The organism is Pseudomonas sp. YQ_5 (assembly GCF_043103305.1).
GTDB classification, from domain to species: domain Bacteria; phylum Pseudomonadota; class Gammaproteobacteria; order Pseudomonadales; family Pseudomonadaceae; genus Aquipseudomonas; species Aquipseudomonas putida_Y.
Window position 1 is genome coordinate 88,334 of sequence record NZ_JBICJS010000096.1, and the last position, 24,033, is coordinate 112,366.

General features: G+C 58.0%; 25 protein-coding genes and 2 pseudogenes. 14 read left to right on the top strand and 13 right to left on the bottom strand.

Going from position 1 to position 24,033, the window contains the following annotated elements; translation table 11 throughout:
* Nucleotides 1-77 precede the first annotated feature (77 nt).
* From ACF8EA_RS22155 to ACF8EA_RS22170, 4 genes are all read left to right on the top strand, one after another.
* Nucleotides 78-560: a GNAT family N-acetyltransferase gene (locus tag ACF8EA_RS22155; protein ID WP_103444213.1), complete on the top strand. Its 483-nt coding sequence runs from the start codon at nt 78-80 to the stop codon at nt 558-560.
* Between the two features lie 30 nt (nt 561-590).
* Nucleotides 591-1,262, top strand: a complete 672-nt coding sequence (locus tag ACF8EA_RS22160) for an FMN-dependent NADH-azoreductase (protein ID WP_367250741.1) — start codon at nt 591-593, stop codon at nt 1,260-1,262.
* The gene (locus tag ACF8EA_RS22165; protein ID WP_392523220.1) at nt 1,259-1,708 is read left to right on the top strand and encodes a carboxymuconolactone decarboxylase family protein; all 450 of its coding nucleotides are present in this window, start codon (nt 1,259-1,261) and stop codon (nt 1,706-1,708) included. Before ACF8EA_RS22160 ends, ACF8EA_RS22165 begins: the two co-directional genes overlap by 4 nt.
* 505 nt (nt 1,709-2,213) lie before the next feature.
* A complete protein-coding gene (locus tag ACF8EA_RS22170) occupies nt 2,214-3,197 on the top strand; it encodes an LLM class oxidoreductase (RefSeq protein WP_019751022.1) in 984 nt (327 codons plus the stop codon).
* 38 nt (nt 3,198-3,235) lie between these two features.
* Here the strand turns inward: ACF8EA_RS22170 and ACF8EA_RS22175 are convergent.
* The 5 genes and pseudogenes from ACF8EA_RS22175 to ACF8EA_RS22195 form a co-directional block, all read right to left on the bottom strand.
* Nucleotides 3,236-3,418: pseudogene (locus ACF8EA_RS22175) on the bottom strand (potassium transporter); the annotation flags it as partial.
* Between the two features lie 194 nt (nt 3,419-3,612).
* A complete protein-coding gene (locus ACF8EA_RS22180) occupies nt 3,613-3,915 on the bottom strand; it encodes a putative quinol monooxygenase (RefSeq protein WP_023047152.1) in 303 nt (100 codons plus the stop codon).
* 228 nt (nt 3,916-4,143) lie between these two features.
* Complete coding sequence (locus ACF8EA_RS22185) at nt 4,144-5,244, bottom strand: low temperature requirement protein A (RefSeq protein ID WP_064493025.1); 1,101 nt, start codon at nt 5,242-5,244, stop codon at nt 4,144-4,146.
* A 98-nt stretch (nt 5,245-5,342) separates the two neighbouring features.
* Nucleotides 5,343-5,882 (bottom strand): DsbA family protein, encoded by a 540-nt coding sequence (locus tag ACF8EA_RS22190; protein WP_392523221.1) that lies wholly within the window; start codon nt 5,880-5,882, stop codon nt 5,343-5,345.
* 11 nt (nt 5,883-5,893) lie between these two features.
* Entirely contained in the window at nt 5,894-6,436 is a 543-nt protein-coding gene (locus tag ACF8EA_RS22195) for a redoxin domain-containing protein (protein WP_392523223.1), read from the bottom strand.
* Between the two features lie 510 nt (nt 6,437-6,946).
* Between ACF8EA_RS22195 and ACF8EA_RS22200 the strand changes: the two are divergent.
* Nucleotides 6,947-7,117: pseudogene (locus ACF8EA_RS22200) on the top strand (FAD-dependent oxidoreductase); the annotation flags it as partial.
* Nucleotides 7,118-7,423: 306 nt separating this feature from the next.
* Here the strand turns inward: ACF8EA_RS22200 and mug are convergent.
* Nucleotides 7,424-7,963 (bottom strand): G/U mismatch-specific DNA glycosylase, encoded by a 540-nt coding sequence (gene mug / locus ACF8EA_RS22205; protein WP_274103486.1) that lies wholly within the window; start codon nt 7,961-7,963, stop codon nt 7,424-7,426.
* Nucleotides 7,960-8,583 (bottom strand): TetR/AcrR family transcriptional regulator, encoded by a 624-nt coding sequence (locus tag ACF8EA_RS22210; protein ID WP_274103489.1) that lies wholly within the window; start codon nt 8,581-8,583, stop codon nt 7,960-7,962. The genes mug and ACF8EA_RS22210 overlap by 4 nt, the downstream gene beginning before the upstream one ends.
* A 215-nt stretch (nt 8,584-8,798) precedes the next feature.
* Here ACF8EA_RS22210 and ACF8EA_RS22215 point away from each other — a divergent pair, with 215 nt between their 5' ends.
* The 5 genes from ACF8EA_RS22215 (at nt 8,799) to ACF8EA_RS22235 (ending at nt 14,790) form a co-directional block, all read left to right on the top strand.
* Nucleotides 8,799-9,923: an HlyD family secretion protein gene (locus ACF8EA_RS22215; protein ID WP_392523224.1), complete on the top strand. Its 1,125-nt coding sequence runs from the start codon at nt 8,799-8,801 to the stop codon at nt 9,921-9,923.
* Nucleotides 9,923-11,389, top strand: coding sequence for a DHA2 family efflux MFS transporter permease subunit (locus ACF8EA_RS22220; protein WP_392523226.1), 1,467 nt, complete (start codon nt 9,923-9,925; stop codon nt 11,387-11,389). The genes ACF8EA_RS22215 and ACF8EA_RS22220 overlap by 1 nt, the downstream gene beginning before the upstream one ends.
* An 18-nt stretch (nt 11,390-11,407) precedes the next feature.
* Complete coding sequence (locus tag ACF8EA_RS22225) at nt 11,408-12,826, top strand: efflux transporter outer membrane subunit (protein ID WP_392523227.1); 1,419 nt, start codon at nt 11,408-11,410, stop codon at nt 12,824-12,826.
* Nucleotides 12,827-12,847: 21 nt separating this feature from the next.
* A complete protein-coding gene (locus ACF8EA_RS22230; RefSeq protein ID WP_392523229.1) occupies nt 12,848-13,798 on the top strand; it encodes an aldo/keto reductase in 951 nt (316 codons plus the stop codon).
* Between the two features lie 65 nt (nt 13,799-13,863).
* Nucleotides 13,864-14,790 carry a LysR family transcriptional regulator gene (locus ACF8EA_RS22235; protein ID WP_392523231.1) on the top strand — a complete coding sequence of 309 codons (927 nt, stop codon included), beginning with the start codon at nt 13,864-13,866 and terminating at the stop codon, nt 14,788-14,790.
* A 34-nt stretch (nt 14,791-14,824) separates the two neighbouring features.
* Here the strand turns inward: ACF8EA_RS22235 and ACF8EA_RS22240 are convergent, their stop codons facing one another.
* The 4 genes from ACF8EA_RS22240 to ACF8EA_RS22255 form a co-directional block, all read right to left on the bottom strand.
* Entirely contained in the window at nt 14,825-15,085 is a 261-nt protein-coding gene (locus tag ACF8EA_RS22240; RefSeq protein WP_392523233.1) for a DUF2790 domain-containing protein, read from the bottom strand.
* Between the two features lie 284 nt (nt 15,086-15,369).
* Nucleotides 15,370-16,011, bottom strand: a complete 642-nt coding sequence (locus ACF8EA_RS22245) for a hypothetical protein (protein ID WP_392523234.1) — start codon at nt 16,009-16,011, stop codon at nt 15,370-15,372.
* Nucleotides 16,012-16,504: 493 nt separating this feature from the next.
* On the bottom strand, nt 16,505-17,317 hold the full coding sequence (locus ACF8EA_RS22250) for an effector binding domain-containing protein (RefSeq protein ID WP_392523236.1): 813 nt from the start codon (nt 17,315-17,317) through the stop codon (nt 16,505-16,507).
* A 241-nt stretch (nt 17,318-17,558) separates the two neighbouring features.
* The gene (locus ACF8EA_RS22255; protein ID WP_392523238.1) at nt 17,559-18,545 is read right to left on the bottom strand and encodes an alpha/beta hydrolase; all 987 of its coding nucleotides are present in this window, start codon (nt 18,543-18,545) and stop codon (nt 17,559-17,561) included.
* 97 nt (nt 18,546-18,642) lie between these two features.
* On the opposite strand from ACF8EA_RS22255, the gene ACF8EA_RS22260 reads away from it, so the two are divergent.
* Together ACF8EA_RS22260 and ACF8EA_RS22265 are read left to right on the top strand one after the other, a co-directional pair.
* Nucleotides 18,643-19,536: a LysR family transcriptional regulator gene (locus ACF8EA_RS22260; protein ID WP_392523239.1), complete on the top strand. Its 894-nt coding sequence runs from the start codon at nt 18,643-18,645 to the stop codon at nt 19,534-19,536.
* A gap of 112 nt (nt 19,537-19,648) precedes the next feature.
* Nucleotides 19,649-20,404: a hypothetical protein gene (locus ACF8EA_RS22265; protein ID WP_392523241.1), complete on the top strand. Its 756-nt coding sequence runs from the start codon at nt 19,649-19,651 to the stop codon at nt 20,402-20,404.
* Nucleotides 20,405-20,520: 116 nt separating this feature from the next.
* Here ACF8EA_RS22265 and ACF8EA_RS22270 read toward each other — a convergent pair whose 3' ends face one another.
* Entirely contained in the window at nt 20,521-21,102 is a 582-nt protein-coding gene (locus ACF8EA_RS22270) for an MliC family protein (RefSeq protein WP_392523243.1), read from the bottom strand.
* A gap of 295 nt (nt 21,103-21,397) precedes the next feature.
* Between ACF8EA_RS22270 and ACF8EA_RS22275 the strand changes: the two genes are divergently transcribed.
* On the top strand, nt 21,398-22,147 hold the full coding sequence (locus ACF8EA_RS22275; protein ID WP_070096540.1) for a 3-oxoacyl-ACP reductase family protein: 750 nt from the start codon (nt 21,398-21,400) through the stop codon (nt 22,145-22,147).
* 620 nt (nt 22,148-22,767) lie between these two features.
* Here the strand turns inward: ACF8EA_RS22275 and ACF8EA_RS22280 are convergent.
* Nucleotides 22,768-23,442 carry a polysaccharide lyase family 7 protein gene (locus tag ACF8EA_RS22280; protein ID WP_392523245.1) on the bottom strand — a complete coding sequence of 225 codons (675 nt, stop codon included), beginning with the start codon at nt 23,440-23,442 and terminating at the stop codon, nt 22,768-22,770.
* A gap of 234 nt (nt 23,443-23,676) precedes the next feature.
* Here ACF8EA_RS22280 and ACF8EA_RS22285 point away from each other — a divergent pair, with 234 nt between their 5' ends.
* Nucleotides 23,677-24,000: a DUF1654 domain-containing protein gene (locus ACF8EA_RS22285; RefSeq protein ID WP_021782105.1), complete on the top strand. Its 324-nt coding sequence runs from the start codon at nt 23,677-23,679 to the stop codon at nt 23,998-24,000.
* Nucleotides 24,001-24,033 lie beyond the last annotated feature (33 nt).

Sequence of the window (24,033 nt, forward strand, 5' to 3'; positions counted from 1 at the left end):
TCCATTTCTTGGCTCAATCAAGTGGGCTAATCCTAGTTCAAGATAGCGCCATCACCTACTGGCAGAGGCTGGCTTTCATGACACTCACTCCTCACCAATTTGTACCCAGCGTGCTTGATCTGGCTGACGCCAACCTGCGCCCTCTGGATACCTCTCACGACCTGCACGCCGCGTTTCCGGTGATGCAGCAATTGCGCCCCCACCTGGCTAGCGAAGCCGACTTCATCAGTCGTGTCGAGCGTATGCGCACCGAGGGATATCTTCTGGTTGGTGCCTTCGACTCAGGCAGTCTGGTGGCGCTGGCTGGTTACCGCCTCCAGGAGAATCTGGTCTACGGCACATTTCTGTATGTCGACGATCTCATAACCGCTGAAACCCAGCGAGGTCATCAATGGGGAGCGCGGTTATTGAAGGCCTTGGAGCGGTTGGCGCGCGCCAGTGGCTGTGCCCGCCTTGTGCTTGATACCGGTTTGGCCAACGCCCGAGCCCAACGCTTCTACTCCCGTGAAGGCCTGCATAACAGTGCACTGCGCTTTCAAAAACAGTTCGACGCACCATGACTCTCGCCGTTATCAAACTGAGGCAATTACATGACTTCCCAGAAGCAGCCAATTGTTCCGTTGAGAGTTCTTCGCCTGGTCGCCAGCCCCAATGGTGACAGTTCGGAAAGTCTCAAACTGTCCCAACAAATTCTGTTTGCCTTGGCCCTCCATGCTGGCAGACGCGGTATCGAAGTGACGGATTTCGATCTCCACACATTAGCTCCAGTCGATGCCTCATACGCTCGGACTCTGGCCAATCAGCGAGCGGTCTCAGCGGGAGAACAAGAGGGGACGCTGAACCGTTCGAACGCACTCATCAATCAATTGCAGGAGTGTGACGTACTGCTGATTGCCACTCCAATGCACAACTACAGCGTGCCCGCCCCGCTCAAGGCCTGGATTGACCATGTAGTGCGCGTGGGCAAGACGTTCCTGAGCACCAGCGAAGGGAAGGTCGGTACGTTGGTGGATCGACCGGTCTATGTCGCCATTGCTTCCGGTGGCTACATCAATGGGCCGAGTGCCCGACAGCCCGACTTTCTGCGCCCCTACCTGACCGCCGTCCTTGCGACCATCGGCCTCAACCAAGTGCATTACTTCAGCGTTGAAGGTACTGCCAAGGGAAAGGCGTCCCTGGATGCTGCTAGAGAGCGTGGATACGGTGAGGTACAGGCTTTCTTCTCCAGTGTCACTAACGCTTTGCAAGGACAACGCCTATGAGTCGCCTCAATTGGTTTGCAGCATCGCCCGGCGCCGCCAAGGCCCTCGGGGGACTGCATCATTTCGTAACCACTGGCACAGACCTGCCAGCGCCATTGATCCATCTGGTTTTTCTCAGGGTTTCTCAACTCAACGGTTGCGCACATTGTATTGATCTGCATTCACGTGATTTGATCAAAGAAGGCATGTCGGTGGACAAATTGCTGCTGATACCGGTGTGGCATGAGGTGCAGTATCTGTTCTCGGAGCAAGAGCGCTCGGCATTGGCCTGGGCTGAGGAAGTCACGCGGGTAAGTGAAACTCACGTCTCTGATGAAGCATATGCAGCCGCATCGGCGGTATTTGCAGAAAAGGATCTGGTCGACCTGACAACGGCGATTGCCGCAATGAACGCTTTCAACCGTATGGGCGTCAGTTTCCGTGTACGGCCTGCTGCCAAGGCGTGATGGCTATGTTGGGGCCGCGCAGCGGCCTTGACCAAGATGTCTGCAATGGGTTGATTGCGGTCAGTTGCGGTTTTCCGCTATCGACCCATAGCTGCCCTCCGCGAAAGGCAGCTACCGGCCAATAGCGGCCGTTCTGGAATGGCAGGAAACGACCGATAACGGCCTTCGATACGCGACTTTCGCCCGCCAGCGGCTCGATTGTAAGAATATGGCGGAGAGCTGCAAAACCGCCTACGCTTATAGAATGATTCCTCGAACGCCTTGCCCATCTGGTGGTATAGAACCGAGAGATCTGACTTCCTTTGACCGTCCGCTTAACACCCACCCGGACCAACCCGCGCCTATCGCCAGCAACTGCCCCCTGAGTCCGGTCCACACGACCAGCAGTACGGCGCAACGGGTAAAAGCCAGACCCAGTCCCCCCACTGCCGTTCAAAAGCGACCGATGCCGCAGCACCTCTGGAAACGGGGGCGCTGTTCACGTTCTGCCATGAGGTCAATCCGTATGTATCGGCCGAGCACGATTCCTTACCAGAAGCATCGAGGGTTCAGCCGAACCTTCACTCAGGGGCATTTGAGCCTTGGATTATTCTTTCCCATGGAGGCGTTCGACGGGGACACTCCGAGCATGCTCAACCAGGTCACACTGGCTAAACAAGCCGAGGCGCTGGGCTTCTGCGCGCTCTGGTTTCGCGACGTGCCGCTTCGCGACCCTGGCTTCGGCGATGTCGGCCAAGTCTTCGACCCCTGGGTTTACCTGGGTTATATGGCCGCCCATACCTCGGAGATTGCACTTGGCACCGCCTCCATCGCCATCCCGCTGCACCATCCCCTGCACACGGCCAAGGCGTCAGCCAGCGTAGATCAGTTGAGCACTGGTCGCTTGATTCTGGGGGTTGCTTCGGGAGATCGGCCAGTGGAGTTTTCGGCGTTTGGCGTCGATCCAGAAAGGCGTGGAGAGATCTTTCGAGAACACTACGAAGTGATTCGCCGCGCCCACAGCACCAGTTTTGAGCCCATCCACTGGAGCACTGGTGAAATGCAAGGCGCAGACCTGATTCCGAAACCGACCACCCAATTCATTCCAATGCTCGTGACCGGCAACAGTCGCCAGTCACTGGATTGGATCGCGCGTGAGAGCAACGGATGGATCAACTATCCACGCATTCCGAACATGCAGCGGCTGGTCGTGGAAGATTGGCGACTGGAGGTCACGAAACAATGTGGTTCTGTGTATAAGCCCTTTACTCAGTCGCTGTACATCGATCTCGATGAGAATCCGTCAACGCCACCCACACGTATCCATTTGGGGTTCAGACTTGGACGTTACCATCTACGTTTTTTGCTGGAGTCGCTTGAGGAAATCGGCGTGGACCACGTCATTCTCAATCTCAAATACGGCAAGCGCCCTGCGGTGGAAGTTATTGAGGAATTGGGTACGCACATCGTTGCGCAGTTCGGAGTGCAGCCGCGTCAGGCAGCTCATTGAACATCGGTCACTGCTACGCCGACGAATGCTCACTTGACGAAACCATAAGGTGTCACGGCGCGGATGACCTCCGGTTCTATATCAATGATGGAGATCTTCGCGCCATGAGCGACCGGTGCCCGGCAAACAATCTACCCTACCCAGCCTAAACCCGTGATGAGCACGTTGCCTTGCAGATTCTGTGCGGCTTCCACGCCGTCCCTGGACACGATTTGCGCGCGTATCCTTTCACTTATACCGAGCGCGCAAGCATGGCATGAATCCTGGACACGGCACTTTAGCCATGACATTTATCTTCAATACAAGTGTTTTGATTGATCACCGCCCGGAACAGCAGCAGGCCCAAGCTATCCTGATTTTCACAAAATACATCGTGGGCCTCCCAGTACTGACTGGAGCTTCCTATTGGGTTTGCTTAGCCGGGTAGCTTGGCCGCAAGGACGTCAACCTTCTCGATTGATGGCGGTTCGGCAAATAGCTCGGCAGCGTTTGCCATAAGCGCCGCCGCGACCTTGCCCGAAAGATGAGCCTGCCGGCCCGCTTCATCCGGGAATGCGTCAAAGATGCCAAAGGTGGACGGCCCCAAGCGGATTCCAAACCAGGCTGTAGTGGCTGGCTCCTCCTCCACTAACGGAAGGCCACCCAAAAGAAAGCTCTCTACATCCTTTTCTTTCCCGGGTTTTGCTTCTAGGCGAACGAACAACGCTACTTTGACCATGATGTGGCTCCTGTTGTTACGATGCGGCTGGCGCTATCAGATCGCGATAGCTAAGAGGGGCATCCGAGACTCTTAACTATGGTCGACGATACCAGGATTACAAACCCAAATAGACCAAGGGTAGCGGCGAGTAGCGCACGAGCAGTGAGAACGACGTAGTGGGCAGCATGTAACCGCAAGTCAGCCACTTGCTCACTTGGTCCCACCCTCTGGTCTGATAATGATGATTCAACGATATCTGAAATTTAGAAAAACATAAGAGATCATGGTTGCTGTCAGGCCGACCAATATGTACTCGACGCGGGGTAAAAACACGACTAACCCGCCCAAAGAAAACACTATCAACGTGTTTTGTAGGATGTATTTCCTTATTCTACTCACGGCTATGAAATAGCCATATTGCTTACCTAGGAAAAACAAGGCCATGCCGGTGATCGACATAATCTGGAAATCGCGTATCGCAATGTCGTTCAGGATCGCATGCCTAATCAAATTTGCCAGAAGTGCCAGCCCCATAAAAAGAAAAAGGTGCGAGTAGATTAAGGCGTGTCCACTCATACTGCTTTGATGTTTGTTCAGCAAGTAAAAACTATCAAAATAGATCCACCAGATACTGCAAATCATGATAAATCCGGTGATGGCTGCCATCACATTATAATAACCCCATTGAATGTTAGATAAGCCTCCGGAAAGGCTAATAATTGACTCCCCCAATAAGATTAGGGTGAGTAGGCCTATGCGCTCAACCAAGTGCTCTGTGTGTGCTGGCAACGGTTTTAGTTTAGTCCAGAAAAATACAGGAAACAGAATATCAAGAACAATCCCAATATAAGCAACAAGGTAACGCAAGGGCGGGTCAAAAATAACGGATGAAAGGCTAATAACTGCGCTAACTAATAGGGCGAAGCCAAGCCTTGAGGAAAGTTCGCCGCGAGAATCGAGTTTACTAATGGATGAAATATACATAACACTGATGATTGCACGTATACCAAAATAGCAGGCAATAATGAGCGGGTAGTTCACTTCCAAGTCTTCCCCGATCCGTGCCGATAGCACAATGAGCAGGAGCATTATGAATAATGTTGCCAAACGGTGAAGATTGCTGTCTGTATCGAACCTGTTGGAGTAAATCGTGTGACTGGACCAGATCCACCACAACGGCACAAAAAGCAGTAAGAATGTCCATAATTGCTTATGTTCAAAGTGCCCATCATGAACATGTCCGAGAGTGTGCGTAACTTGGCCTATCGTAACAACGAAAGTCAGGTCAAAAAACAACTCCAGCCATGTGGCGTGTCGATTTTCTTCATAATACTTCAAAGATTTCATTAGTTGCCGGCTCCGTGCCCACCTCTTTAATGTAAAAGGAAGCTAACGTTGGTTTTTCCTCGGCTCCGATGTTGGTGATGCCAAGCCGATTTGGCTCTCTAGCGATTTCGTCCACGCACTAACAAAAGCTCAATCATCTGACTTATCCCGATGAACTCTGGAACTCCGTCATAGCGAAGCCCGTCAATGTAAAACGCTGGGGTGCCATTCACGCCGCTGCGTACACCGCCATTGAAATCGGCTTGTATTTTGGGAATGTAAGTATCCTCTTGCATTGCAAGATCGAATTCCTCCCTGGAAAGGCCGTGTTTGAGAACGATGGCGCGATACAGCGGCAGGCCCAATCGATCCTGATTTTCGTACAATTCGTCGTGGGCCTCCCAGAATAATCCTCGACTCCCGGCATACTCAGCGGTGACCGCTGCACCCAATGCATGGGGGTGAGCGGTGGTCAGAGGGAAGTTACGGAACACAAACAGCAAGTCATCGCGAAAATGCTGTTGCAGATTCTTGACCATCCAATAAGCTTCACCGCAATAGGGACATTCATAGTCGCCAAATTCGATCAAGGTGACCTTGGCATGCGCACTTCCCTGGCGATGGTCGTTGGCACTTACCGGGACTTTGAGAGTGGCCATCTAATCACCTGTTAATTTTTGGTTGGCGTGCTTTGTGGCGAATTCGCCAAAGCATCCAGCGCATCCAGAATACCGTCCGCACCAGGGTTGATTGCCATCGGGGAGACGTAGCTCCAGGCAACCCCCCCGTCCTTGTCAATCACGAACAGCGCACGCTTACAAACCCCGAGCTGGGACTGGTACGCTCCATACTGTCGTGCCACAGCCCCTTTGGGCTCGAAATCGGCCAGCAGGCTGAAGTGAAAATTCCTATCTTTGGCAAAGGCCTGATGACACCAGGCGCTGTCAACCGAGATACCCAGTAGCGCCGCACCGTATTCTCTGAATGTGGGTAGCAACTGGTTGTACAAAGTCAGTTGGTCACCACACACGGAAGTCCAGTCAGCGGGATAAAACGCCAATATCACGGGATTTCCCTTTAGCTCACGCAGCGACAACTGTTGATCAGGGGTTGCGTGAAGAGTGAAGTCGGGCGCGACAGTGCCGGCCGGCAGCGGCCCCTGAACCAGGTCGCCATTGGTTTTTTGTGCATCATCGAACTCTAAAGTATTCATTGCTTGAACCTTGATAGATGGGTGGTTGGGACGTGCTCAGTGGGATGCGACGTGCCCGGTGGGATAACTCCATCCACCATCAAGGGGTTCAAAAAAAGACAACGCTGCCTCGATCTCAGCCTGAGCCTGAGTGATTTCGGCAGCGAAACGTTCACGTTCCGCATCAAGGAACACAAGAAGATCCGCCGTGTAATCGCGGAATTGGATTAGGCCAGGTTGGCAGGGGAATGGTCAGATTCGCTCTGGCTCACCAATGACTATAGTCGTTGATGACGCTTACCGTAGTAGCTGAACGATTTTTCGCTACCCTCCAGTGCCAACAACACTCACGCGCTTATCTTGCTGCCATTTCAGGCGGCGTTTTAACACGATGATTTTGGCAGCTATTTCGCCACTTCAGACAAATTTACATCTGCTTTCTAGACGACAACTGCTGCCCCTTACGACAAGCAGAAATCGACCAGAGGCAGACACTGAAACCGCTTTCAGGTCTACAGAATGAAGGTTGATATGGGAAATGCTCTGGACAAACGAGTCGTTGTCATTAGTGCCGGCATCGTGGGCGCTTCGCTGGCGTAACACCTGGCTGATAAAGGCGCGAATATCACCTTGGTTGAGGCTGAAGGTATCGCGTCGGGAGTGTTTGGAGATTCACTCGCATGGAGCAACATCCTATACGGATAACGTGACCCCATTGCAGCACTGCGCGGAGCAGCAGTCAAAGATGCGGCTCGCGCAGCGATGGTGCTGTACCTAACGAATAGTCGAGATCGGTCTTCGGGAAGCTGAGCGGTAGACTTTGCGAATATTGTCACTGACCGCTTTTGGCCGTTAGCTGCCCTCCGCCAAGGGCAGCTATGGGTCGGTTGCAGCCATTCGCGAGTGACCGCTAACGACCCAAAGCTGCCCGTGGCAACAGGTAGAAAACGGCCAGTAGCGGTCCCTCGCAACCGGTAGCTTTCGACCCTTTGCAGACGTTTGAGGTGGCTACCAAACCGAGGGCGATTCATCCGACGCCTGGTAAAGCTTTCGATACTCCGCGCTCAGTTGCTCCCGGTTGAAAGCCAGGTTGCGTCCGCTTGGGTTCGGCAAAATCCATACTGAAGCGCTGCCGAATGACTCTGCCTGCAAACCCCATTGCAGCTCCTTGCGCCCGGATAACCCGGCATAGGCAGCCTTGCCGAGGAAGGCAACGTAGCGGGGCGCATACCGGGCGATCTTTTGCTCGAAGCGGGCGGCTACCGCGCTGAACTCACTTGCTGAAACCTGATCCGCTCGGGCGGTGGGGCGCTCGACCACGGCCGTCAGCCCGCAACCGTAATGCAACAGCGAACGATCCTCCTGGGGGCTCAGTTCGTGGGGCGTAAACCCGGCCAGGTAAAGCGTGCGCCAGAACCGATTGCCGCGGCCTGCGAAATGATGCCCCTCCCGGGCGGCCAGCAGCCCCGGGTTGATCCCGCAGAACACCACCGAAAGGCCCTCGGTCAGAATATCCGCCAGGCCTTCCCCGGCCGCGTTGCCGTTCAACCGCAGATTACCCGCACGGCATGGCGGACCTGAGCGCTCAGCTCTTCCCGGGATTTGCCCGCGCGCGCGCGAATCGAAATGCTGTGCAGCAGCGACGAGGCCAGTATGGCCAGTGCTTCAGCGTCGGCGCCCTCTGGCAATTCGCCGGCTTCGACTGCCTTGCGCACCCGCGCTTCCACGTCAGCGTCCAGCTGGCTCAGCCTCAGCGACAGCAGGTCGCGAATCTGCGGGTCTTCCACGGCTTCGGTGGTCGCCGTACCAATAGCAAAACAGCCCCGAGGCTGGCCTTTGCCAGAGAAGTAGATCGCCAGCTGGCCTTCATAAAACCCGGTCAGGGCCTGCTCCAGGGTCAGGCTGCTGTCGCTCAGCGCAGCCTGCATGGCCGCGTGGGCGGTCTCCCAATATTGGTCGAGGGCCTTGAGGTAAAGCGCGTGTTTGTCGCCGAACGCGGCGTAAAGGCTGGGGCGATTCATGCCCGCGGCGCTGGCGATGCTGTCCAGCGAGGCGCCGGAGTAACCCGTATTCCAAAACACGCCCAGTGCTTGCTCCAGCGCTGTGTGCGGGTCGTACGCCCGTGGGCGGCCGCGGCTTTTTCCTTCTGTCGGTTTATTTTGTGCCATGTCGTACAAAATCCTTGCAAGGGGAGGGGGTCACTCATATTCTTACACTATCGCACAAAATTAAGGAGCCAGAAATTCCTTGATGGAAAGGCGGGTTGCAGCAGCGCTCGAAACGGGTCTGGCGGCGACTGAAACAGCGGTACGGAGTGATCCTCCCGGCCGCCAATGCACTGGATGAATCACCGCATTTAACGACGCATTTGAAGAGAGCCGCCATGACCCAGCATTTAGATCTCACCGCAGAACAAGCCCGCGCGTACCCTCTGGAGAGGGCGCCGAAAAAGCCGCTCAAGCAGAAGCTGCGGCCGGTACTGATGTTCGGAGTTCCCGCCCTGTTCGCAGCGATTGGCTATGGCAAGTACATCGCCAACGAGCCTTTCGTCTCCACCGACAATGCCTACGTCCGCGTGGCCAAGGCGTCGATCAATGCCCGGGTTGCCGGGCAGGTGGTCGACATCGCGGTCGACGACAACCAGCCCGTGCACAAGGGCCAGGTGCTGTTCCGTATCGACCCCAAGCCGTTGCAGATCGCGGTTGAACGGGCGCAGGCCCAGCTGGCGAACGCCCGGCTGCGCATCGACGGCCTCAAGGCCAGCTATCGGCAGCAACAGGCCGAGCTGCAATCGGCCCAGGCCTCGGCGCAATACGACCAGAAAGAGTTCGCCCGCAAGAAAGCCCTGATCGCGACCGAGTTCGTGTCCAAGGCCCTGTACGAGCGCGCCGAAACTGACCTGAAAGTGGCTCGCCAACGCATCGCCTCCATCCAGCAGCAAATCGCCAGCACCGTTGTTGCCCTGAACGGCGACCCGGACATCGCCGCCGACCGCCACCCGACCGTGCGCGAGGCCCAGGCGCACCTCGACGAAGCGCAGTTGTACCTGTCCTACGCCACGGTGACCGCGCCAGCAGACGGCATCGTCGCCAAGGTCGATGAGTTACAGGTGGGCAACTTCGTGAACAATGGTTCGCCGGCGTTCGCGTTGATTTCCGACCGGGAAATCTGGGTCGAGGCCAACTTCCGCGAGACGCAGCTGACGCATATGCGCCCTGGCCAGGCGGCGACCATTACCCTCGACACCTACCCGGACCGGCCGTTCAAGGCACATGTAGTCAGCATGAGCCCCGGCGCCGGTGCCGACTTCGCGCTGCTGCCGCCCGAGAACGCCACCGGCAACTGGGTGAAGGTGGTGCAGCGGGTACCGGTTCGCCTGGAACTGGACGACGCCGACCCCGCGTTGCCGCTGTTCTCCGGCACCAGTGCTACGGTGCGGGTCGATACCGAGCACCGCACCCCATGGTGGCATCCGCTCAAATCGTGGTTGTCCGCAGGTAACTCGTGATGAGCACTTCAACAGCAGATGCGCGGGCGCTGAGGTTTGTTGCCTTGCTCGCCACCTACCTGCAGTCGGTCAACCTCCCGTTGCCCAATGCAGGACTGCGCTTGATCCAGGGCAGCCTGTCGATGACCGACGACCAGGCCGGGTGGATTTTCACCGCGTACCTGGCGGCGAGCGCGATCACGATGCCGGTGGCGCAATGGCTGGCCGGGCGCTTCGGCTTGAAGCGGGTCTACCAGGCTGCGCTGGTGGCGTTCGCCATCGGCCTGTGGCTTTGCACACTGGCCGACACGCCGCTGGAATTCATCGCCGCGCGGGTACTGCAGGGTTTGGCCAGCGGTGTGATAGCACCGCTGTCGATGGCCATCGCGCTGCAGACCTTGCCCGCTGACCGTCGTCCGGCATTCGGCCCGAAATGGACGGCGCTGGTGCTGTTCGGCATTGTCAGCGGCCCCGGCATCGGTGGCCTGGTGTGCGAGTACCTCGACTGGCGCCCGATGTTCTACCTCAGCCTGCCGCTGATCGCGTACATCCTGATGGTGGTCAGCTCGCTGCTCGCCGAAAGCAAGGCGGATGCACGCCCGGCGTTCGACTTCCTTGGCTTTGGCAGTTTCACCGTCGGCATGATCGGCCTGCAGATGCTGCTCGACCGGGGTGAACGGCTGGACTGGTTCGACGCGCCGGAAATCTGGATCGAAGCGCTGGCCAGCGCGCTCGGCCTGTACCTGTTCGCTGTCCACATGCTCACGCGTGACACGCACTTCCTCGGCAAGGGCCTGATCGGCGACCGTAACTTCGTGCTGTCGACGGTCATGTTCTTTGCCCTGGGTTTCGTGTTGCTGTCGACTATGGCCCTGACCTCGCCCATGCTCGATGAAATCCTCGGTTACCCGCCGGACACCACTGGCTTGCTGACCGTGCCGCGCGGTGTCGGGCTGGTGGGCGCATTCCTGTTGATGGGGCGTGCGCCGGCGTGGGTCGACGCCAGACTCTTGGTCGCCGCCGGTATCGCCCTGGTGGTGTACGCCAACGGGCTGATGCTCGGTTACTCGCCGCTGATGGACTGGACGCCGGTGGCCGTCACCGGATTCATCCAGGGCGTGGGGCTCGGCATCCTGATGCCAGCGCTGAGCAAGACCGCGTTCAGTACCCTCGACCCGAAACTGCGGCCCGAAGCCTCCGGCTTCTTCAACCTGATGCGGGTTTACGGCAGCACCCTGGGCGTGGCCGTGGTGCAGATCTTTTTCTTCAACAACACCCAGGCGATGCATTTGGCGCTGGCCAGCCAGCTGACGCCTTATCGCGTGGCACTGCCGACTTCGCTGCCGGCACTTGAAGGGCTCAACCACCTGATCACCCACCAGGCGGCGTTCGTCGCGGTGATGGGCCAGTTCAAGGTCCTGATGCTGGCGATGCTCGTGGTGAGCCCGCTGGTGCTGTTCCTGCGCAAGCCTGCTGCAGCCAACTGATGACGTGGAGTCCGAACCATGAACGCTTCTCTGCACTTCACCTCGCTGGCACTGCTGGCGATGCTCTCTGCCTGCACCGTCGGCCCTGATTTCCAGCGCCCGGCGCCCAGCCCCTCACAGCATTACGATCAAGCGGCCGAACAACACTTCGCCATGGGCGAACAGCTCAAGGGTGACTGGTGGTCGGCGTTTCGTTCGCCCAAGCTCGACCAGGTGGTACGTCGCGCCATCGACGGCAACCTGGAACTGTCGGCCGCTGATGCGACGCTCCGGCAGGCTGCGGCGTCGGTCGCGGCGGCGGAAGGGGCGTTGTACCCGCAGGTGGATTTCGCTGCGGCCGGTGGTCGCCAGCGCACCCACAACGGCGCAGAGCCGAGCGTGGCGAATGTCTACGCCATCGGCCCGCGCGTCGCGTTTGACCTGGATGTGTTCGGTGGCAACCAGCGGGCGGTCGAACAACAGCAGGCGCTGGTCGACCTGCAAAAGCATCGCTATGAAGCGGCTTACCTGACGCTGACCGGCGAGGTCGCCAGCCAGGCATTGTTGCTGGCTTCGGCCAACGCACAGATCCAGGCCGTGCAGACGCTGCTGGCTAACGACGGGAAAAACCTCGACCTGGTGCGCTCGGCCCAGGTGAGCGGCGCCACCACGCAGGTCGACGTCTCGCTGGCTGAAACCCGCCTCGCCCAGGACCGTACCTTGTTGCCACCCTTGGCCCAGCAGCGTGATGCGGCGCGCCACTCGCTGTCACTGCTGGCCGGCAAGGGGCCGGCGGACTGGATAGCCCCGGACTTCAGCCTGGATGAATTCGCGCTGCCGTCGAACATCCCGGTCAGCCTGCCCTCGGCACTAGCCCGCAGCCGGCCGGACATCCTCCAGGCCGAGGCCGAACTGCACCTGGCCAGCGCGGCGGTCGGTGTCGCGACCGCCCATCTGTATCCGCAGGTGGTGCTGTCGGCTTCGCTGATGCAGGCCGCGTCCGGCAATGGCGGAGCGGCACTGTGGGGGTTCGCCGCCGGGCTGACGGCGCCGGTCTTCAATGGCGGCACGCTCAAGGCTGAACGCCAGGGTGCGGTCGAAGGCTACAACGCATCGCTCGCCCGGTATCAACAGACTGTCCTGGAGGCCTTCGGTCAGGTCGCGGACACCCTGCAGGCGCTCAACCATGGCGCCGAGCACAGCCAGGCGCAAAACGACGCCCTGCGCGCCGCCGACACCAGCCTGCGCCTGAACCGCCAGGCCTACGCCCAGGGCGAAACCAGCCTGCTGCAGGTGCTGGAAGCCGAACGCGCCTATCAGCAGGCCTTGCTGGGCCAGATCCAGGTGAAGACCGCCCGTTATCTGGACTCGGTGCGCCTGTTCGTGGCGCTGGGCGGCAATTCGGCCGGTGTCCTGGACCAGGCCGTCGCGCTGCGCCGGACCTCGAAAACCCTTTGACGCAACTACCTGGAGCACGACATGACCTACGAAGCCTTTCACGACGAACTTCGCGACACCCGCATCCCCCTCAACAATGGCGCCGGCTCGATGCCGGCCGTGGGCTTCGGCACCCTGTTCCGCGACCTCAGCATGACCACTGAAGCCGTCAAATGCGCACTGGAGACCGGCTTTCGCCACTTCGATTGCGCCGAACGCTATCGCAACGAAACACAGATCGGCGACGCCTTTGCCCAGGTGTTTTCTGCCGGTTCGATCAGTCGCGAGGAGGTGTTCATCACCACCAAGTTGTGGAACACCAACCACCGCCCCGAGCGGGTGAGGCCGGCTTTCGAGGCGAGTTGCCAGCGCTTGCAGGTCGACTACATCGACTGCTACCTGATCCACACGCCGTTCGCCTTCCAGGCCGGTGATGACCAGGACCCGCGGGACGTGTTCGGGCATGTGCTCTACGACGCCGACGTCCAGTTGATGGACACTTGGCGCGCCCTGGAAAGCCTGGTGGATGAAGGCCGCTGCAGGTCCATCGGGCTTTCGGACATCGGTCTTGAGGCACTGAAGGACATCGTTGCCAACGCGCGCATCAAGCCGGCGGTGGTGCAGATCGAGTCCCACCCGTACCTGCCGGAGTGGGAAATGCTGGAGTTCTGCAAAGCGCACGGGATCATCCTGCTCGCGTTCGCGCCGCTGGGGCATGGCATGGAGCCGAATGTGCTGGAGGACTCGGTGATCACCGCGATTGCCCGCCAGGTGCAGAAAACCCCGGCGCAGGTAGCGCTTGCCTGGGCGGTGCAGCGGGGCACGGCGTTCCTGACCACTTCGGTGAACCCGGGGCGGATTCAGGAAAACATCGACATTGAGACCTTGCCGCATCGGGCGATGCATGAAATCAGGAAAGAGATCACCACGCGGGTGCGTTTCAACGCTGTGGTGGAGACTGGTGTACCGGGGTTCATTCCGCGCAAGCACTGACATGCGAGAGGGGGACTCCATCAGGAGCCCCCCCCTGTTCTGAGCTACTTTCCGGGAGCACTCCGATGGACATCTTCCAGAGCATGCGTTTCTTCATCGCCGTCGCCCAGAGCGGTAGTTTCACCGCTGCAGCGCAGTCGCTGGCGACCACCACCACGAACGTTTCGAAAAGCATCACCGCCCTCGAAGCACGCCTGCACACTCGCCTGATCAATCGCACCACCCGACGCCTGGCACTGACCGAAGCTGGCCTGCGTTACCTGGAGCGTTGCGGGAAAATTCTGGATGACGTGCGCGACGCCGACGAAGAGGCGGGTACAGCTCGCACCCAGCCCGTCGGCCGCTTGAAGATCCACACCTTGTCGGCCATCGGTAACCACTACCTGATTGACGCCATTGCCCGCTACCGCAGGGTTCATCCCACGGTGATGTTCGACCTGACCCTGACCAATCGTATCCCTGACCTGCTTGAAGAAGGCTTCGACATGTCCGTCGTCCTGGCCCGCGACCTGCCCGATTCCGGGTTCGTCGCGCAGCGGCTCGGCATGACCTACAGCATCCTCTGCGCCTCGCCGGCTTATCTGCAAGCCCGCGGCGTGCCGGCTTCTCCCGCCGATCTCTCGGCCCACGAGTGCCTGCGTATCGTCAACACGGTAATGCCGGTGGAGAACTGGACGTTCGACGGGCCTGAAGGCATGGAAAGCGTCACCATTCCCGTATCGCCCTTGCACATCAACACCGCCGACGGCATGACTATCGCGATCAAGAAAGGCATGGGAATTGGCGTACAGCCGATTGTGTCGGCCGTGGAGGGCCTGCGGGTGGGGACGCTGGTGCGGGTATTGCCGGAGTACCGGCTGGAAGCGTTGAACCTGTTCGCGATCTATCCATCGCGTAAGTTCGTTGATGCGAAGACCAGAACCTGGGTGGAGTTTCTCAAGCAAGCGATTCCGGAACTGCTGGCAGCGGATGAAGAAGTGGTGTGTGGCTGAATGGAGTGTCGACCCTCCATTGCCTGCGCCAGGCTCAATTGGTGCAGCCGGTGCCCATCATTTGATACGCCAGGATGTGGCGTTTGCCTTTGGAGTCTTCGTACGTCATCTGAACCGGTACTGGCGCGCAGGTGTTGGCCGGTTCGGTAATGGAGATGACCCGTGTGATATCCAGTCTGGTTGCGTAAGTGTAGGTTTCGACTGCGGCAGCGTCGGGTGTGGTGTTGTCCATCGCGTAGGTGTGCGTAGCGATACTGCCCAGGAACAACAGCAGGAGTGAATGCTTCGCCTTCATGAGGGTTACCTTCCGATTCAGGATACCACGGACCAGGATGGCGGGTGGCTTGGCCTAATGTTAGGAGGGCGGGTGTGAGGGAAAAACCGGGAGTTTAAACAAACACTGTTGCCGGAATTGGTATGAATGGTGCGCAATACGGCATCAAACTCAGAAAGCTCTCTTGCCAGTGCCGGCGATGGGCACCCCCACATACAAATGTCTGCTATCGACCCAAAGCGGCCCTTGGCGAAGGGTAGCTAACGGCCATGAGCGGACTTTCGGTTACCGTCGTGCGACTGATATCAGTACGGCGGATCTTTCAGGGTTGTGGGATCAGCGCTCGCGGATGATTTGTCAGTACGTGGGCCAGTGCAATGCTGGCGACGCTTCAGGATGTGCGGACCTCGCGGTGTTCCCGTAGCGCCAAAGGCCAGTTCAGCATCACGATCAAACCCAGCGCAGGCACTGTCGAACGATTCATACAGAGTCTGATCGCGGTAATGCATTTCTAACTCCCGTTTCGCACACTGGACCTGATGGTAATAGAACGCCATGGAATGGATCGCATTGTTCATGGCGGGAATCATTGAAATGTTGAGAAGCTCCAAGTGTGCAAGGTCCTTGTCACGATAAACCTTCATCTGCTCGCGAAATTGCTTGAACTCATCTAAGGAAACATCCATCCAGGTGAGCATGCCTTCTCGAAACGCTTCTTCATCATTCGGAAACACTTTCTTCCAATGCAACGCATCTTTTTGTTGGCCGAAAGCGTGGCACCAGTCCAGAACCGCTAGGTCGAGCGCATTTCGGGAGATTTGGCTCCAAAAATTACTAAGAACCCTGCCTCTTCCGAGCTGCTCCCGCGTAGCTCCAGAAAGTGCCAAGTTCCTCACGAAGCTCAGGCAGTTCATTTCGGCACGGGTGAGCAGCTTAGTCCGGTTCATTGAGATCCTGGTTTAGGGGGCATTAGGGGATTCAGCGTAGCGCTCTGCCCACATCCCCTTCAACCTCGGAGGTTGCGGTTCTGTATGAGGATCCCTATGGCGGGTTGCTAGGACTCAAATGCAGTTTTATGACCGTTGTGGGTCGAAATCGGCCGCTGGTGAGCGGCTGCTCCCGACCCAGGCTGTGTGAAAACCTCCCGACCGATGTGGCTGTTCAAAAAACATCCTAAAAATCGCGCGTCTACGCAAAATCTGGGGCTGCTGACCCGCCATCTCTTTTCAGATTTCACGTACGAGCGCGCTCATCGAAAAGCAGCGGGGGTTTTCACACAGCCTGGACCCAAAGCTGCCATTCAAACTGGTGGCTGCACCGCTGGCACTCTACTTTTCGCAAGTGAGTATGGGGGATGGCGACTAGCCGTTTAGCAGCACCCTGGCTGTCATTCACTGCATCATAGAATAGAGGCAATTTGAGCCTGCCCCTGTGTGGCCGTCAGTTTTTGAGTGGGATGTACAACTCGGTCACGCTGTCCGGGTGCATGGGGCCCAGGAAGCGCTCACCGCTGTATTCGAACTCCACCCCTTCGTCTGGCTCCATGCCGGCAGCAGGCAGCCATTCACTGTAGGCGGCGCGGAAAGTCTCCGGCAGCGTAGTGACTATGCCGTGATGCTCGACCCTGGCGTAATAGCGTGCGGGTATCTGCAACTCCACCATGCCGGTCACCAGTGGTACATCGGCACCTACGGGCAAACCAGCAACATAACGCCATCGTCCGTCATCCAATGGCTGACAGACGCCGAAGGTTCCGACCGGGTCCTGCAAACGATCGATTTCCTTCTCCCGTGGAAAGAAGCGCTCCCACATCTGGCCAATAGTGCCTTCGTCTTGCTGTTGCCAGCTCATCCCCATGATTCGGAGCGCGGGATAATAGATGCGCTCAGGGATTTGCATCGCCGGCATGCAACGCTCCGGCTGAGCCAGGTAACGAGTGAGATGGTCGAGCACCTGCTGGTCGCGGGCAATGGCAGCTTTGAGCTTGCGAGCATGCGCTTGAAGGGACTCACGGAGGCTGACGACACTGTCCAACCCACCGCTGTTCGCCAGTATGCGGATATCCTCCAGTGGCATACCTAGTTGCTTGAGCCAGACAATTCGGCCCAGAGTAACAATCTGTTCGGGCCGATAATATCGATAGCCGTTATCGCGCCCGGTAAGGGCCGGGGTGAACAAACCAATGCTGTCGTAGTGGCGAAGCGTCTTGGTAGTAAGTCCTTGGCAACGTGCCATTTGCCCGATGGTAAGCATGGAAACTCCTGTTTCTACTGGTGAAGACGTAGGTTATTCCTTGACGTAGGGGAAAGCTCAAGCCTAGGTGTGTCAGACCTTGCATTTTATAGATCTGTCTTGACCGGCTAATTGTCTGCTTTCGACCCATTGCCGTCGTTCGGGACAGGTGGCAACCGGCCAGAAGCAGACGACCAACGCCGCGCGCCCGACTTTTACGCTCACGCAACCGCCGCGGAGCAGCGGCGGCTGCACAAGTCCATCAGACGGCCAAGTGCGTCTTGAAGAACGGTACGACCTTTTCCAGCGCCTTCGCGGTGGCTTCCGGCCGATCATACAACTCGTAGTGTGAGGTATCCGGCAGCACGAGCAGTTCCTTGGCTTTCGATGCCGCGCGGCCGTAAATTTCCTGGCCGTCGCGATAGGCGCCGAAACCGCCGGGTCTGTCGCCGATCACGACTAGCAACGGCTGGGTCAGCAACACTTCGGCAAGGTGGAACGCATCCCAATCCACTGCGGCCGCTCGACGCGAGAATAGAAAGCTCGTCAGTCCGTGAGCGGCTTGGCCCCGCGACGTCTTGTAGTAATCGGTGGCTTCCAGGACATCAATGTCCGTGACACCCACCTGCTTGGCCGCGTCCACCGAAGGCGGCAGCACGTCATCCACACGCAACCTGCTGCCACGCGCTTCGATGGTTCTCTGCTGGGCGATAGCCTCCAGCGTACCGACGGGATCATAGCCACCGAAGCCCTCGCGGCTCATTCGTCCGAAATTGACTCCGGTAATCGAAACCACCGCCTTTATCCGGCGTTCGGATTTCGCCGCGCTGATGGAATAGCCGCCACCACCGCACACGCCCAGCACGCCGATGCGATCGGCATCCACGTAGGGTAGCGTGACCAGGTAATCGGTCACTTGGCGGAAGTCCTCCACGCGCTGGCCCGGATCTTCGATGAGGCGTGGCTCGCCGCCGCTCGCGCCCTGGTAGCTGGCATCGAAGGCGATCACCACGAAGCCCTCCTTCGCCAGCGCGGCGCCGTACACGTTGCCCGAAGTCTGCTCCTTGCAACTGCCGATGGGGTGCGCGCTGATGATGGCCGGATACGGTTTTGTCTTGTCAAAACCCGGTGGGAAATGGATGTTCGCGGCGATGTCCCAGGTCATGCCCGGATTGCGGATGTTGACGGTTTCGATGGCGGTGGCCATGGCTGACTCCTCGTAGAGTTGTCGATGGATTCGTGATTTCACGCGCTCGGCGGTTGTAGGCGTGACGCATACGATAGAACTTGGCCAATCTGTTGATAATCCGTCAGAATACGAATTCCATCATTAGGCTGGCTAATCAATGGACGGGCGTCGACTGCAAGACCTAGTGGCCTTCCTTGCCGTGGCCGAGGAGGCCAGCTTCACTCGCGCCGCGGCGCGTCTGGGCATCTCGCAATCGGCGCTGAGCCAGGTCATCCGAGGGCTGGAGGAACGACTTGGCCTGCGGCTGTTCGCGCGCACCACGCGTAGCGTTTCGCCCACCCCGGCCGGCGAACGGCTTCTGGCGCTGATCGGCCCGTCGATGGGGCAGATCGAGTCCGGGCTGGAGGAGATCACTGCACTGCGAGACAAGCCCGCCGGGACGATCCGCCTGACCGCGGACGAGTACGCGGTGCACAGCGTGCTGCAACCGGCGATTGCGCGCTTCCTGCCGGAGTACCCGGACATTCGCATCGAACTGACCATCGACTATGGCCTTACCGACATCGTCAGCGGACGCTTTGATGCCGGCATTCGCCGCGGCGGCCTGGTGGCGAAGGACATGATCGCGGTGCGGATCAGTGGGCCGCATCCGATGGCTGTGGTCGGTGCACCGGCCTATTTTGCCCGGAGGCCGCCGCCCAGGCATCCGCACGACCTCACCGAGCATTCATGTATCAACCTGCGCTTGCCCACACACGGCGAACACTTCGCCTGGTTGTTCACCAAGGCGGGAAAAGAGCAGCGCGTGAAAGTGGAAGGTTCATTGGTCACGAACAGCATCGCCTCCGTACGTGATGCTGCGCTGGCTGGACTCGGCCTGGCCTACCTACCGCAGGCGTACTTCCGCGAATCGCTGGCGTCTGGAGATCTGGTCGAAGTTCTAGGGAGCTGGCGCAAGACCTTCGAGCCTTACCATCTCTATTACCCAAGCCGCCGCCACGCTTCGCCTGCGTTCTCATTGCTGGTCGATGCGTTGCGCCACACGGAATAGCGGCCATTTGCGGTGTCCGCTCAGTTGTTCGCGAGCGTCCGCTTTCGACCCAAAGCGGTCGGCCACGGTCTATCTTTTAAGACTTGAGTCAGATTGATCGAGGCCTTGATGCATGAATTCTCTCTGGATCGCAGTGGCCATTTTTGGGTGCTTGGTTGCCGCCTCGCTTCTCATGATGCAGTGGTACCCAAAGCTGGCATCCCACCATAGAGATGAAGACACAAATACAGTAATTCGCCTGGTAGCTAACATTTTTGTGGTTATGACATCGCTGGTCTTTGGATTGATGATCAATTCTGCCAAAAATACCTTCGAGTCCATTGACGCGAACTTTCATGGGTATGCAACCAGCATGATCATATTTGATCGGACACTGCGGGGCTATGGCGATTCGGCACAAGACACCCGCAACCGACTGGTCACCTATCTTGAGCACGCTATCGAGACGCCATACCGGGGGGACGAGTCGCTGCAACATCGTAACAGCGAGGCAGCTAAATACTTGGATGACATAGGAAAGTCTTTGGCTGCCATAAAGCCGCCGGACCGCTACCATGAAACCATGCTTCAGGATATTCGTCAGCAATATCATTCGCTTATCGAGCAACGCTGGAGGATCGTCGAGCAGTCAGAGGGGGCAATTCCCGGCCCACTCATTGGGATGCTTGTTGCTTGGTTGACGCTCATTTTCGCCAGTTTTGGATACCGAGCGCCACGTAATTCAATGGTGACAGGAATGTTCGTCGTTTCTTCAATGCTTATCGCGGCTTCCGTGTACCTGGTATTGGATATGGACGTGCCATTTCACGGTCCTATCCAGATATCCGACGAGCCTCTGCGCAGGGCGCTCGCCGTAATGCAGCTTTAAGGAAGCAGGGCGCGCCTGTGTTCTGGATGATGTCCTCGTGGCGGACCACATCGAAGTTCGATATTGGCCGATAGCTACCCCTGGAGAATTTCTGCAATGGGTCATAGCGGCGGCTTTCAACGCGCTGTGCAGTGCATTTCCGGCTCCTGATAGCCCCACACCACGATGGCCTCGCCATGGTGCTCCCATAAACTCTCATTTTGTCCCTGGTAGCGCTCGCCACTTGCGGTCTGTTCTAGGTGCATCAGCGAGCTGCGGTCACCGAACTCGACGATGGCCGTGGGCGGCTCGGTGCGGAAGAAGCGGGCAACCACTTCCTTAGCCGGGTTGCCGTCACACTGGTAGAACACCTGGCCGGTGGTCTCGACCAGTCGGTAGCGCGCCTGCAGTTCGGCGATGCGCAGGCGGTAGCTGTCGGCGATGCAGGCGGGCTGGTCCGCGCTTTTCCAGCAATCGTTGCGGCCTTTGATCCAGCCCCGTTGCTCGGTCTTGAGCACCGGCGGATGTTCATTGCCGGCCTTCTGCTGCGCGGCTGTGTAGACCTCGGCCATTTTCCGGTCCAGTGCCGAGAGCGGCTCGCTCTGGCAGATCTGTTGTTCGATGCTGCCGGCCTCGACCTGAGTGCAGTTGAAGGCAGGTCCTGCAGCTTGGGTGTGCGACAGAGGCAGGGTGAGCAGCAGGGGAAGCCAGTGCTTCATGGGAACCACCATTAGCGATTCAGAATACTGGGCTCAGTCTAGCTCTGCGCTGACTGACGTGGAGGGTGGCCTAGCTTTTCGGCGGCTAATGACTGCTGTTGGCCGATTGCGGTACTTTGCGAGGGGCCACCTCACGCCCTGAGGAAGTCAGTAAACCCAAACCGGGCTCCCATAATCCTGACTTAATCGCCAACTGTGATGATCTCTACCTAGACAAAAATGAAACCTAGCAAAAGTCATTAGATTGCTCACACATAGGCAGACTGGCCTAACTTTTTTGTAATGGAGATACAGCATGACCTCTACCCGGACCCTACAAGGGAAAGTGGCTTTTGTACAAGGCGGCTCTCGCGGTATCGGTGCGGCCATCGTAAAACGCCTGGCCCGCGAAGGCGCAGCAGTGGCTTTCACCTATGCATCGTCAGCCGAGCGAGCTAATGCTTTGGCCAGTGAAGTGATTGCAGCGAGTGGTAAGGCTTTTGCTATCAAGGCCGACAGCACTGATGCTGCAGCCGTGCAGCAAGCTATTCGCGCGGCAGTCGAGCACTTCGGCGGCCTGGATATTTTAGTCAACAATGCCGGCGTACTTGCTTGGGGTAGCACCGAAGAGCTCACCCTAGAGCAACTTGACCATACCTTAGCGGTGAATGTGCGCAGTGTATTCGTCGCCAGCCAGGAAGCTGCCAAGCACATGGTCGACGGCGGGCGCATAATCAACATCGGCAGCACCAACGCTGAGCGTATCCCGGTTGCCGGCGGTGCAGTGTACGCTATGAGCAAATCGGCGCTGGTTGGCTTGGCCAAAGGCATGGCTCGCGATCTAGGTCCACGCAGCATCACTGTAAATAATGTGCAACCCGGTCCGGTGGACACAGAGATGAACCCGGCCGATGGAGATGGCGCCGAGTATCTGAAAAGTCTGATGGCATTGGATCGCTACGGCAAGGCTGAGGAAATTGCCGGCTTTGTTGTTTACTTGGCCGGTCCGGAAGCCGGCTACATCACCGGCGCCAGTTTGACGATTGATGGTGGTTTCTCCGCTTAATTATTTGCGACTCGGGACAGCTATTAAGTAAGTCGTCTGGAGTCGCCTTTGTTACCCCTACATATCTGATGGCCGAATTGGCCGGAAGCGATCCATAGTGGGTGGCTTCTGAATCGCCACAGGTTTCTTAGACACCTCGAACGGCTGCAAAGGGTCGACAGCGGACTGTGGGAGGTGGGTGTAGCTGACGACCCAGGACAGATCTTGGTTGGCAGAACGCCTGGATGGGGGAATAAAGCTGTCTAAAACCGCCCGAAAGCGTCTCGGTTTTATTGGGCCAAAGTCGCTGAAACTGGCTGAACCGTATTAGACAGGCCAGATGGTCCACCAGGCGGTCAAGACTGGGAAGGTAAAAGGGAGCAGCCCGAGGACCGCGACGATTGCGCGCAGACTCGGCCCTTTCGAGGCAGGCAGAGACCAGGCCCGCCGGACCCATCGCGGGCATCCAACGCCGAGCGCTATAGTTGTCACAAGCGCCCACTGGAGTAACTGCCAGTACAGTGTGTAAAGGCTGGCAGAAGTACTGTTCAGCCCAACTGATTGAAGCCCAGCCCCGCGCTGGTTTTTGCATTCATGCGACGCCATGAGGCGCTTGTGATAGCAGGGCCGGGCATCGACGTTCAGCGGTGGATGAGCGAGAGCTCGCTGATGATGCAGATTGAGCCGTCCTCGACGGGTGTTGCGTCGGTGTAATCGATCTGGTTGTAGACCCCGCCGTGGAACTCGAACAGGTGTGAAGCCCAGGTGCTGTCGAGCTGCAAATTGCCCGACGAGGCGGTTACCCCGTTGCATTCGGCCGTCACGGTTACCACGCCTTCAGACGTGGTGTGAAGGCTGATGTGGAACGTCGCACCCAGTGGCACCCCCTTCAGGACTGTGGAATTCACCGGGTCGGTCTGGTTGAAGGTTCGCCGAAACCCCAGGGTGATGTTGCCCTTGTTCCAGAACACCTTTACCGGCGGGCCGTCATCCCCGCGTACGTGCATCTGGGCAATGACCACCTTCTGCGCGGAGTTGACCTTGGTCAGCGTCATGGTCTGGCGATTCCAGTGATTCTGGGCGCTGGCCAGCGTCCAGTCATGCGTTTCTGTCCATTCGCAGCGTGTCCTGTGGGTGCTTTTGCTCGAAGCACCTTTGGTGGGGGCTGAGAACTGGATCGAGCCATCGCTGAGCACCGTCACGATGCTGGGAAAGCGGGCAATCGCTTTAGCACCGTTTAGCTCCAGAGCAACGGGATTGGTTGAGGAGACGGCTACCGGTGTGGCAATGGTGAGGTTGCTGATATCTACGGCCATGGGGAACTCCTGGCGAAAGGGTTTGAGTGGTGGAGCAGCCGTGCAAATGGCGGCTGAACACAAAGTTAGCCCACGGCTAAAATCAAATCAATAGCTTTCGGCTAAATTAATTTCGCTTTGGGGGATGTTACCTATTGGCGAAATTTTTCGCGGTGGGGGGCTTTACGCTGTATTTGGCGGTGAGATAAGCTTTCGCTAAGCACTGTACGAATATACAGCTATCAGGATAAGAATATGTCTAGGCACATGCAGTCGGAACCCCAACAGCGCCAGGAAATGACTGGAATAGAGCGGCTTAGCCTGCGGGTATCGTCAATGATCAACCACCCGCTCGCGCAGACGCAGCGTTGGGTAGTGGTGCACCGTCTGGATAACGACGGTGAAGCGGAATGGGAGGAGGTAATGGGCCAGTTGCGGGAAACGCCCGAGTTGCAGCTGACGTTTAATGATGACGCTAGCGTGACAGTGCGATGGGCGCGCTCTAGCGTGGAAGAGCGTGATGATTTTGTCGTCGAGCGCGACTGCGAGGTGCAGGTCGAGGAGGCGGCACCTTTCTGAGCTTCAGCAAAAGCCCGCCGGTCAGGGCGGGCT

What these genes read in the sequence shown, in the direction of transcription:
- ACF8EA_RS22280 (WP_392523245.1), bottom strand. Translation starts at nt 23,442, where the DNA reads ATGGCCGTAGATATCAGCAACCTCACCATTGCCACACCGGTAGCCGTC.
- ACF8EA_RS22220 (WP_392523226.1), top strand. Translation starts at nt 9,923, where the DNA reads ATGAGCACTTCAACAGCAGATGCGCGGGCGCTGAGGTTTGTTGCCTTG.
- ACF8EA_RS22155 (WP_103444213.1), top strand. Translation starts at nt 78, where the DNA reads ATGACACTCACTCCTCACCAATTTGTACCCAGCGTGCTTGATCTGGCT.
- ACF8EA_RS22170 (WP_019751022.1), top strand. Translation starts at nt 2,214, where the DNA reads ATGTATCGGCCGAGCACGATTCCTTACCAGAAGCATCGAGGGTTCAGC.
- ACF8EA_RS22215 (WP_392523224.1), top strand. Translation starts at nt 8,799, where the DNA reads ATGACCCAGCATTTAGATCTCACCGCAGAACAAGCCCGCGCGTACCCT.
- ACF8EA_RS22240 (WP_392523233.1), bottom strand. Translation starts at nt 15,085, where the DNA reads ATGAAGGCGAAGCATTCACTCCTGCTGTTGTTCCTGGGCAGTATCGCT.
- ACF8EA_RS22245 (WP_392523234.1), bottom strand. Translation starts at nt 16,011, where the DNA reads ATGAACCGGACTAAGCTGCTCACCCGTGCCGAAATGAACTGCCTGAGC.
- ACF8EA_RS22210 (WP_274103489.1), bottom strand. Translation starts at nt 8,583, where the DNA reads ATGGCACAAAATAAACCGACAGAAGGAAAAAGCCGCGGCCGCCCACGG.
- ACF8EA_RS22225 (WP_392523227.1), top strand. Translation starts at nt 11,408, where the DNA reads ATGAACGCTTCTCTGCACTTCACCTCGCTGGCACTGCTGGCGATGCTC.
- ACF8EA_RS22195 (WP_392523223.1), bottom strand. Translation starts at nt 6,436, where the DNA reads ATGAATACTTTAGAGTTCGATGATGCACAAAAAACCAATGGCGACCTG.
- ACF8EA_RS22285 (WP_021782105.1), top strand. Translation starts at nt 23,677, where the DNA reads ATGTCTAGGCACATGCAGTCGGAACCCCAACAGCGCCAGGAAATGACT.
- ACF8EA_RS22165 (WP_392523220.1), top strand. Translation starts at nt 1,259, where the DNA reads ATGAGTCGCCTCAATTGGTTTGCAGCATCGCCCGGCGCCGCCAAGGCC.
- ACF8EA_RS22250 (WP_392523236.1), bottom strand. Translation starts at nt 17,317, where the DNA reads ATGCTTACCATCGGGCAAATGGCACGTTGCCAAGGACTTACTACCAAG.
- ACF8EA_RS22265 (WP_392523241.1), top strand. Translation starts at nt 19,649, where the DNA reads ATGAATTCTCTCTGGATCGCAGTGGCCATTTTTGGGTGCTTGGTTGCC.
- ACF8EA_RS22180 (WP_023047152.1), bottom strand. Translation starts at nt 3,915, where the DNA reads ATGGTCAAAGTAGCGTTGTTCGTTCGCCTAGAAGCAAAACCCGGGAAA.
- ACF8EA_RS22260 (WP_392523239.1), top strand. Translation starts at nt 18,643, where the DNA reads ATGGACGGGCGTCGACTGCAAGACCTAGTGGCCTTCCTTGCCGTGGCC.
- ACF8EA_RS22230 (WP_392523229.1), top strand. Translation starts at nt 12,848, where the DNA reads ATGACCTACGAAGCCTTTCACGACGAACTTCGCGACACCCGCATCCCC.
- ACF8EA_RS22190 (WP_392523221.1), bottom strand. Translation starts at nt 5,882, where the DNA reads ATGGCCACTCTCAAAGTCCCGGTAAGTGCCAACGACCATCGCCAGGGA.
- ACF8EA_RS22270 (WP_392523243.1), bottom strand. Translation starts at nt 21,102, where the DNA reads ATGAAGCACTGGCTTCCCCTGCTGCTCACCCTGCCTCTGTCGCACACC.
- ACF8EA_RS22185 (WP_064493025.1), bottom strand. Translation starts at nt 5,244, where the DNA reads ATGAAATCTTTGAAGTATTATGAAGAAAATCGACACGCCACATGGCTG.
- ACF8EA_RS22275 (WP_070096540.1), top strand. Translation starts at nt 21,398, where the DNA reads ATGACCTCTACCCGGACCCTACAAGGGAAAGTGGCTTTTGTACAAGGC.
- ACF8EA_RS22235 (WP_392523231.1), top strand. Translation starts at nt 13,864, where the DNA reads ATGGACATCTTCCAGAGCATGCGTTTCTTCATCGCCGTCGCCCAGAGC.
- ACF8EA_RS22160 (WP_367250741.1), top strand. Translation starts at nt 591, where the DNA reads ATGACTTCCCAGAAGCAGCCAATTGTTCCGTTGAGAGTTCTTCGCCTG.